This window comes from Methylobacterium symbioticum (assembly GCF_902141845.1).
In the GTDB taxonomy this organism is placed as follows: domain Bacteria; phylum Pseudomonadota; class Alphaproteobacteria; order Rhizobiales; family Beijerinckiaceae; genus Methylobacterium; species Methylobacterium symbioticum.
The window spans coordinates 1-7,943 of the sequence record NZ_CABFPH010000163.1; the positions used below are offsets into that span (position 1 = coordinate 1).

Genomic DNA, 7,943 nt, shown 5'->3' on the forward strand with positions numbered 1-7,943 from the left:
GAGGACAGGGCGGCGGCCTGCGCGGCACCCGCGATCGAGCCCCTCAGGCCCGGATCGGTCTCGGCGGCCTGCGCCCGTGCCAGAATCGTGTCCGGCACCGCGCCGGCGCGCCGCTCCAGCGTGGCGAGCCCGGCAGCGCGTGCGGCGACGCTCTCGCCCGTGAGGAGCGCGACAGCGGCACGCGCGGTCTCGACGAGGGCGCGCTGGCGCAGGCCGAGCACCGGCGCGCGTGCCTCCGCGACCGGCCTTGTCGCGCCGGTCAACGCGTCGTGCCCTTCGGCGGCCCCCGCACGGTCGAGAATCAGGGCACCCTCGCTCCCGCAGGCCAGACGCCGCTCGGCGAGCGCCGCCAGGAGGCGGCCGGCGGCCGCGAGTTCGTCGGTCGAGGCGTCGGTGGCAGCCTGCACGACGCGCTCCGACCCGCGCGCCTGCGCCGCGCCGTCACCGCAGAGATCCGCCGCCAGCGCCGCCCGCTCGAGCGGAGCGGCGGAAGCCGGCACGATCAGCATCGCGAGCACCGCCAGGACGGCGCGGAGCCGGTTCATCGCGGGGCCCCGCCCTCAACCATAGGGGCTGAACGGGACCGGCTTCGGGGCGTCGGGCGATTGCCAGAGCACGTCGAAGCCGCGCTTCTCGTTGACCGAACCGATGAAGACGCCCCGGGAGACGTAGTTGTTCTCCCCCGTCATGGTCAGCGTGTAGCCTGAAGGATCCGCGAAGCTGAGCCCCGCGAAGGCCTTGCGCACCTCCGGCACGGCGAAGGAGCCGGCCTTGGCGGCAGCCAGCGCCCAGAGATGGACGCTGTCGTAGGCCGAGACCATCGGATCGATCACGGTGTCGGCGCTGAAGGGGACGTTCTTCGCCTTCACGTAGGCGGCCCAGTCGGCGAGGAATTTCTGGTTTCGCTCGCCCTTGGCGGCCTGAAGATAGGCCCAGCAATTGAGGTGGCCGACGAGCTTGGCCGTATCGAGCCCTTCGAGGTCGGCCTCCACCATGTCGAGGCCGAGGATCGGCACGTCGGTGGCCGCGATGCCCTGGTTGGCGAACTCGCGCAGGAAGTCGGGGATGGATGAGCCGACGACGGTGAGCACGACGATCGGCTGGCCGCCGGGCTGGCTGGCGAAGCTGCGCACTTGGTTCACGAGCGTCTGGAAGTTCGAGAAGCCGAAGGGCACGTATTCCTCGCGCCACGCGCTCTCGGGGATGCCCTTGCTCTTCCAGTAGCCCTTGAGCTGCTTGTTGATCGTGCGCGGCCAGACGTAGTCCGAGCCGATCATGAAGAAGCGCTTCGCGCCGACGCCGTCCGGACCCATCAGGTAATCGACCGCCGGCAGGACGGAGCTGGCGGGCGGCGAGTTCACGTAGACGACGTTCTTCGAGTTCTCGTCACCCTCGAAATGCAGGGGATAGAACAGCAGCCCGTCGTTCTGCTCGACCACCGGCAGGACCGACTTGCGCGACACGGAGGTCCAGCAGCCGAACAGGGCCGCCACCTTCTCCTGCTGCAACATCTGGCGGCCGATCTGCGCGTAGAGCGGCCAGTCGGAAGCCGGATCCGAGGTCAGCACCTCGATCGTGCGGCCGCTGACGCCGCCGCGCCCGTTGATCTCGTCGGCGGCCATGCGGACGACGTGGTTCAGCCGGCCCTCGATGTTGGCCATCGTGCCCGACGACGAGAACAAGCAGCCGAGCTTCACGGTGTCGGCCGCGAAGGCGGGCCGCACGATCGCGGGGGCTGCAAGCAGCGCCGCAGATCCGACGAAGCCGCGCCGCGTAAGATGCGCCATCGTTCTCGAACTCCCACGGAAAGTTGGAGCAATTGTCGAGCGGCGGCATGCAGACGGAAAGGCGAAAGGCGCTGCAGAGCGACCATCGCATTGCGCATATTGTCGGCAATTGTCCGCGCTGTGGGCGCAGATCGCGCGAAGACGTCAAAATTTTCGGTGATCGATGTGGTCTCAACCGTCTTGCCCGTCGTTTCGCAGGTCGCGGTCGAAACGATCCCGCCGGGTCTGGTCCTGAGAGTGCGATCCGTCAGCGACACGCGCGCGCCGGCGATGACCCTGCGTCAGCAGGAGCCGAAGGGCCTTCCCAGAGGGGAGCAACCTCGATCGGAGACGGCGGATCACCGGTCCGACCGATGGAGCCTGTCCTCGACCTTGCGCGCGGGCGACTGGCCGTTCCCAAGCCGCCTCCCCCTTGCGAGCAGCAAGCGAGACGGCAGGACGGCCGCCTTGTCGATGAGGAGTGGCGTCGATGTCCGAGCGGATCGACATCCGACGATCACCGGGGCGGCCACGAAGGCCGCCGCGCCCTGAGGTCAAGCCGCAAGCTTTGCTTCGCGGATGCCGCTTGCCATTTAGCGGCCCATGATCCGACTGATCCCCAGCCTGCCTGCCCTCTATGTCGTCGCACGCGTGGTGTGGCCGAGCCCATGGCCGCTCGCGCTCAAGCTTGGCCTGACGGCCTTCCTGCTCGCCGCGTCCCAGTACCACCTGTGGAGCCGGCTCTCCTCCGGATCGGTCTTCGCGCCGGAATTCCCCCGTCCGGTGGTGATCCTGTTCAACGTTGCGTTCGGCGCGCTCGCGCTGGCGGCGCCGATGCTCGTCGCCCTCGATGTCGTGACGCTGGTGTGCTGGATCCTGCCCGGAGACGGATGGACGGTCCCCATGGGGTGGCGCTACGCGGCGGCCCTCGCGGCCTTGGTGCTGGCGGCGGTGGCCGTCTCGCAGGCCGTGCGCGTGCCGCCGCTCAAGGACGTCACGGTGGCGATACCGGACCTGCCCCGCGGCTTCGAGGGCTACACGATCCTGCATCTCTCCGACCTGCACATCAGCCGCCTGTTCCCGGCCGAGTGGGCGGAGACCGTGGTCGCGCGCGCCAACGCCCTCGGCACCGACCTGATCGCGGTGACGGGCGACTTCATCGACGGTTCGCTTGCGGCTCGGCGGACCGATGTCGAGCCGCTGCGTGGCCTGACGGCGCCGGACGGCGTCTGGGCCGTGCCGGGCAACCACGAGTACTTCTTCGACTACGACGCGTGGATGGGCCACCTGGCGGGCCTCGGGATCCGCCTGCTGGCCAACGCCCACACGGTGCTCACGCGCGATGGCGGCGCGCTCGTGGTCGCTGGCGTGACCGACCGCTCGGCGCTCTCCACCGGCCACCCACGGCCCGACCTCGCCGCCGCGCTCGCGGGGGCGCCCGCCGGTGCGCCGGTCGTGCTGCTCGATCACCAACCGGCGAGCGCCGCACGGGCGGCCGCCTACGGCGTGAGGCTGCAACTGTCGGGACACACCCATGGCGGCATGATCCGCGGCCTGGACCGGCTGGTGGCACGGGGCAATGCCGGCTTCGTCTCCGGGGCGTACCGTGTCCAAGGCATGCTGCTCTACGTCAGCAACGGCACCGCGCTGTGGCCGGGCTTCGCGCTTCGGCTCGGCCGCCCCTCCGAGTTGACGCGGATCATCCTGCGGAGATCCGCGTAGCGCCGCTGTGCCCGTTCGGCGGGGCATCGCGCGCGTCGCCGTCGCGCTAGGATGGCGGGGCGTCGGGATGAAGCGATCATGACCATGGCTCGACCGGATGGCTGTGCACCGCGCCGCGTCCTGGTTGTGGGGGCGACCGGCACAATCGGGCGGGCGACCGTGCGGGCGCTGGTCTCGCGCGGTCACGAGGTCGTCTGTCTCGTCAGGCGCCCTGCCGGTTCCGCGCGTTCCGCAGACACGGGTCGGCCGTCGCGCGTTCCGCCAGGCGCCACCGCACGGATCGTGGATCTGACCGAGCCCGTGTCGCTGGCGCGCGACGGCATCCGCGGCGAATGCTTCGACGTCCTGGTGTCGTGCCTCGCCTCGCGGACCGGATTACCCGATGACGCCTGGGCGATCGACTACGGCGCGCAGGTGAACGCCCTTCACGCGAGCCGGGCGGCCGGCGTGGCGCATGTCGTGCTTCTCTCGGCGATCTGCGTCCAGAAACCGATCCTCGCCTTTCAGCACGCCAAGCTCGCCTTGGAGGCGGAGCTGATCGCATCGGGCGTCGACTACACGATCGTCCGGCCGACGGCCTTCTTCAAATCGCTGTCGGGGCAGATCGACCGCCTGAAGCGCGGCAAGCCCTTCCTGGTGTTCGGCGACGGAACGCTGACCGCCTGCAAGCCGATCAGCGACGACGACCTCGGCCGGTACCTCGCCGACTGTCTCGACGACGATGAGCGGCGCAATCGCGTGCTGCCGATCGGCGGACCGGGCGACGCGATCACGCCGAAAGCGCAGGGCGAGCGGCTCTTCGCCCTTCTGGGACGCGAACCGCGCTTCACGCACGTCCCGGTGCTGCTGCTGGATGTGATCGTCAGCATCCTGACGACGATCGGACGATGGGTGCCGGCCCTGGCGGCCAAGGCCGAACTCGCGCGGATCGGTCGCTACTACGCGACCGAGTCCATGCTCGTGCTGGATCCCGCGACCGGGCGATACGATGCGCAGGCCACCCCTTCGACAGGCTCGGAGACGCTGTTCGACTATTATGCTCGCGTGATCCGCGGTGAGGCGGTCGCCGAGCGTGGCGACCACGCCGTGTTCTGACGATGCTCGGATCCGCGTGACGCCAGCAGACGGAGCAACATCCAATGATCAAGATCCCCGCTTAGTGATCCCATAGGCTTTGATGCGGGAGGCCAGCGTCGTGGGACGCAGGCCGAGCCGTTCGGCGGCACCGCCCGGACCGGACACCTTTCCGCCGCACAGGGCCAGCACTTCGACGATCTCGGCCCGGTCGCGGGCGCGGCGCTCCATCTCGTTGCGCGGCCGGTATTCGGGGGCGGCGATCCGGGGAGCCTGGCGGGCGAGAGTCTCGCTGGCGAGCGTCTCCTCAAGCTCCGACAGGTCGATCCGGAGGCGTCCTCGCTGAGCCAGGATAACGCCGCGCTCGATGGCGTTCTCCAACTCGCGCACATTGCCCGGCCACGCGTAGCGGGTGAGGCGGCGCACATCCCCCTCGGTCAGGCGAGGCTCGGGCACGCCGAGGCGGTGCGCGGCCCCGGTGAGCATATGCTGGGCGATGAGCGGGATATCCTCCGGTCGCTCGCGCAGGGGCGTCGCGCTGATCGGGAAGACGTTGAGGCGAAAGTAGAGATCACTTCGGAAGCGGCCTCGACGCACCTCCTCCTTCAGGTCTCGGTTCGTTGCCGCGACCAGACGCACGTCGACCGCGCGGGTGCGCTCCTCGCCGACGCGCTCGAACGAGCGCTCCTGCAGCACCCGCAGCAGCTTGCCCTGCAAGTCGAGCGGGATCTCGCCGACCTCATCGAGGAAAAGCGTGCCGCCATCGGCCAGCTCGAACCGACCGACCCGGTCGCGCAGCGCTCCCGTGAACGCGCCCCGGGCATGGCCGAAGAACTCGCTCTCGAACAGCTCGCGCGGCACCGCGGCGCAGTTCACGCGGATGAGGGGGCGCTCGCGGCGCCGGCTCGCCTCGTGAATCGCGCGGGCGATCAGTTCCTTCCCGGTGCCGGATTCGCCCGTGACGAGCACGGTGGCATCCGTGCCGGCCACCAGATCGATCTGCCGCCGGATCACCTCGATGGCAGGGCTCTTCCCGATGATGCCCTGATGATGGCTGCCAGCCCGGATCTCCTCCTTCAGATAGGCGTTCTCGAGCTCCAGACGCTCGCGCAGGGAGACAACCTCGGCGAGGGCCTGCCGCAGGCGCTCGTCCGCCTCGCGGCGCTGGCTGACGTCGCGGAATACGATGACGGCGCCGACGAGTGCGCCGCGGTCGCGGATCGGCGTCGAGGTGTACTCGACCGGGAACGACGTGCCGTCGCGGCGCCAGAACACCTCGTCGTCGACCTGATGCACGGCTCCGTCGCGGAAAGCCGCGTAGATGGGGCAGTCCCGATGCGGATAGTGGCAGCCGTCCGGATGGGTGTGGTGCACGGCGGCGTGCATGTCCCGGCCGACGAGGTCGGCGGCGGCCCAGCCGAGCATGCGCTCGGCGGCCGGGTTGACGAAGGTCGTGACCCCCTCGGCGTTGACCCCGTAGATCCCTTCGCCCGCCGCGCGCAGGATCAGCTGGTTCTCGCGCTCGATGTCGCGGAAGATCCGCTCCATGCGCTGCCACTCGGAGAGACCGGCGCGCATGTGGCGGTCGGCTTCCCGGTCGACCTGACGCTGACGGCGCTCCTCGAGGTCGAACAGCGTGACGAGGACGAGCCCGTCGGGCAGCACGGTGCCGACGGCCTCGACACTGAGCGCGCGGCCCGCACCGTGACGGGGTGTGAGCCGGTGGGTCCACCAGCGGCCCTTCGCCTGGACGCCTTGTGTGAACACGATCAGGGCCGGAAGCTGGCCCGGGTGCAGGGCGCTCGCCGCCAAGCCCCGTAATGCGGCCCGCGTATGGCCGAGCAGGCGCACCGCGGCGTCGTTGGCGTCGACGATCCGGTCGGCGTCCGGATCGATCACCAGCATGGCCTCGGCGCCCGCCTCGAAGACAGGGCCAAAATCGGCCTCGCGGTCGGGAGCTCCAGCGTCGTCGAGGCGCGCTTCGGGCATCACGAGATCCCGTTTCCGAATAACGAAATTTCGTTATACACGAGATCTCGTCGTTTCACACGTTATCGATAAGCTATTAGCAGAACAGGATTTTCTCTGAATTTCCGGGTTGGCACACCCCTTGCCAATCTGCTCCCGTCACGAACCGTGCGAGGCGCAGATGGCCCTGTTCGACAACCCCTTCGACGCGAAACGCCGCCTCGCCCGCGGCGGCTGCTCCTGCGGCGCCCATGCGAGCCAAGCCGCGCATGACGCCGAGAGCGCAGCCGCGCCCACGGGGGAGGCCGCCTTGGAGCGCGCCGTCGACGGCGCGGTGATGCGGGCGCTCTTCCCGCACGACGCCGAACGCCGCGCCTTCCTGCGCAGTGTCGGGGCCGCCACGGCGCTCGCGGCCGTGAGCCAGTTCTTCCCGACCAAGTTCGCCGCCGAGGCTTTCGCGCAAGCGGGCAAACCTGAGAAGACCGATCTGAAGGTCGGCTTCATCCCGATCACCTGCGCCACGCCGATCATCATGGCCAAGCCCATGGGCTTCTACGAGAAGCAGGGCCTGAACGTTGAGGTGGTGAAGACCGCCGGCTGGGCGGTGATCCGCGACAAGACGCTGAACAAGGAATACGACGCCGCTCACATGCTGGCGCCGATGCCGATCGCGATCTCGCTCGGCCTCGGCTCGAACCCGCAGGCCTACACGATGCCGGCGGTGGAGAACGTCAACGGCCAGGCCATCACCCTGGCGATGAAGCACAAGGACAGGCGCGATCCGAAGGACTGGAAGGGCTTCAAGCTCGCGGTGCCCTTCGACTACTCGATGCACAACTACCTGCTGCGCTATTACTTGGCAGAGGCCGGCATCGACCCCGACACCGACGTGCAGATCCGCGCCGTGCCGCCGCCCGAGATGGTCGCCAACCTGCGCGCCGACAACATCGACGGCTTCCTCGCCCCCGATCCGGTGAACCAGCGCGCGGTCTATGACGGCGTCGGCTTCATCCACATCCTGTCGAAGGAGATCTGGGACCGGCACCCGTGCTGCGCCTTCGCGGCCTCGGAAGCCTTCATCAAGGAGACGCCGAACACCTACGCCGCTCTCCTGCGCTCGATCATCCAGGCGACCGCCTACGCCTCGAACAAGGAGAACCGCAAGGAGATCGCCGCCGCGATCGCCCCGGCGAACTATCTCAACCAGCCGCTCACCGTGGTGGAGCAGGTGCTCACCGGCACCTTCGCGGACGGGCTGGGGCAGGTGCGCAAGGTGCCTGACCGCGTCGATTTCGACGCCTTCCCCTGGCAGTCCTTCGCGGTGTGGATCCTGACCCAGATGAAGCGCTGGGGCCAGCTCAAGGGCGACGTCGACTACGCCGCGGTCGCCCGCCAGGTCTATCTCGCCACCGA

The 7,943-nt window shown here is 69.1% G+C and carries 5 protein-coding genes and 1 pseudogene; 3 read left to right on the plus strand and 3 right to left on the minus strand.

The annotated features are described in order from the left end of the window. Positions 1-545 (minus strand): annotated as a pseudogene (locus tag MET9862_RS27425) (urea ABC transporter permease subunit UrtB); the annotation flags it as partial. A 15-nt stretch (positions 546-560) separates the two neighbouring features. Continuing rightward, positions 561-1,787, minus strand: a complete 1,227-nt coding sequence (locus tag MET9862_RS27430) for a transporter substrate-binding protein (protein ID WP_142586091.1) — start codon at positions 1,785-1,787, stop codon at positions 561-563. Positions 1,788-2,369: 582 nt separating this feature from the next. On the opposite strand from MET9862_RS27430, the gene MET9862_RS27435 reads away from it, so the two are divergent. Next, the gene (locus MET9862_RS27435; protein ID WP_142586092.1) at positions 2,370-3,488 is read left to right on the plus strand and encodes a metallophosphoesterase; all 1,119 of its coding nucleotides are present in this window, start codon (positions 2,370-2,372) and stop codon (positions 3,486-3,488) included. Between the two features lie 84 nt (positions 3,489-3,572). Next, complete coding sequence (locus MET9862_RS27440) at positions 3,573-4,583, plus strand: NAD(P)H-binding protein (RefSeq protein WP_280179003.1); 1,011 nt, start codon at positions 3,573-3,575, stop codon at positions 4,581-4,583. Between the two features lie 48 nt (positions 4,584-4,631). Here MET9862_RS27440 and MET9862_RS27445 read toward each other — a convergent pair whose 3' ends face one another. After that, on the minus strand, positions 4,632-6,467 hold the full coding sequence (locus MET9862_RS27445; RefSeq protein ID WP_244612935.1) for a sigma-54 interaction domain-containing protein: 1,836 nt from the start codon (positions 6,465-6,467) through the stop codon (positions 4,632-4,634). A 244-nt stretch (positions 6,468-6,711) separates the two neighbouring features. Between MET9862_RS27445 and MET9862_RS27450 the strand changes: the two genes are divergently transcribed. Continuing rightward, the coding region (locus tag MET9862_RS27450; RefSeq protein ID WP_142586095.1) for a CmpA/NrtA family ABC transporter substrate-binding protein at positions 6,712-7,943 on the plus strand (1,232 nt) is incomplete at its 3' end.

Bases quoted from the DNA above. Each gene is read 5' to 3' on its own strand.
- MET9862_RS27445 (WP_244612935.1), bottom strand. From the start codon at position 6,467: ATGCTGGTGATCGATCCGGACGCCGACCGGATCGTCGACGCCAACGAC.
- MET9862_RS27440 (WP_280179003.1), top strand. From the start codon at position 3,573: ATGGCTCGACCGGATGGCTGTGCACCGCGCCGCGTCCTGGTTGTGGGG.
- MET9862_RS27435 (WP_142586092.1), top strand. From the start codon at position 2,370: ATGATCCGACTGATCCCCAGCCTGCCTGCCCTCTATGTCGTCGCACGC.
- MET9862_RS27430 (WP_142586091.1), bottom strand. From the start codon at position 1,787: ATGGCGCATCTTACGCGGCGCGGCTTCGTCGGATCTGCGGCGCTGCTT.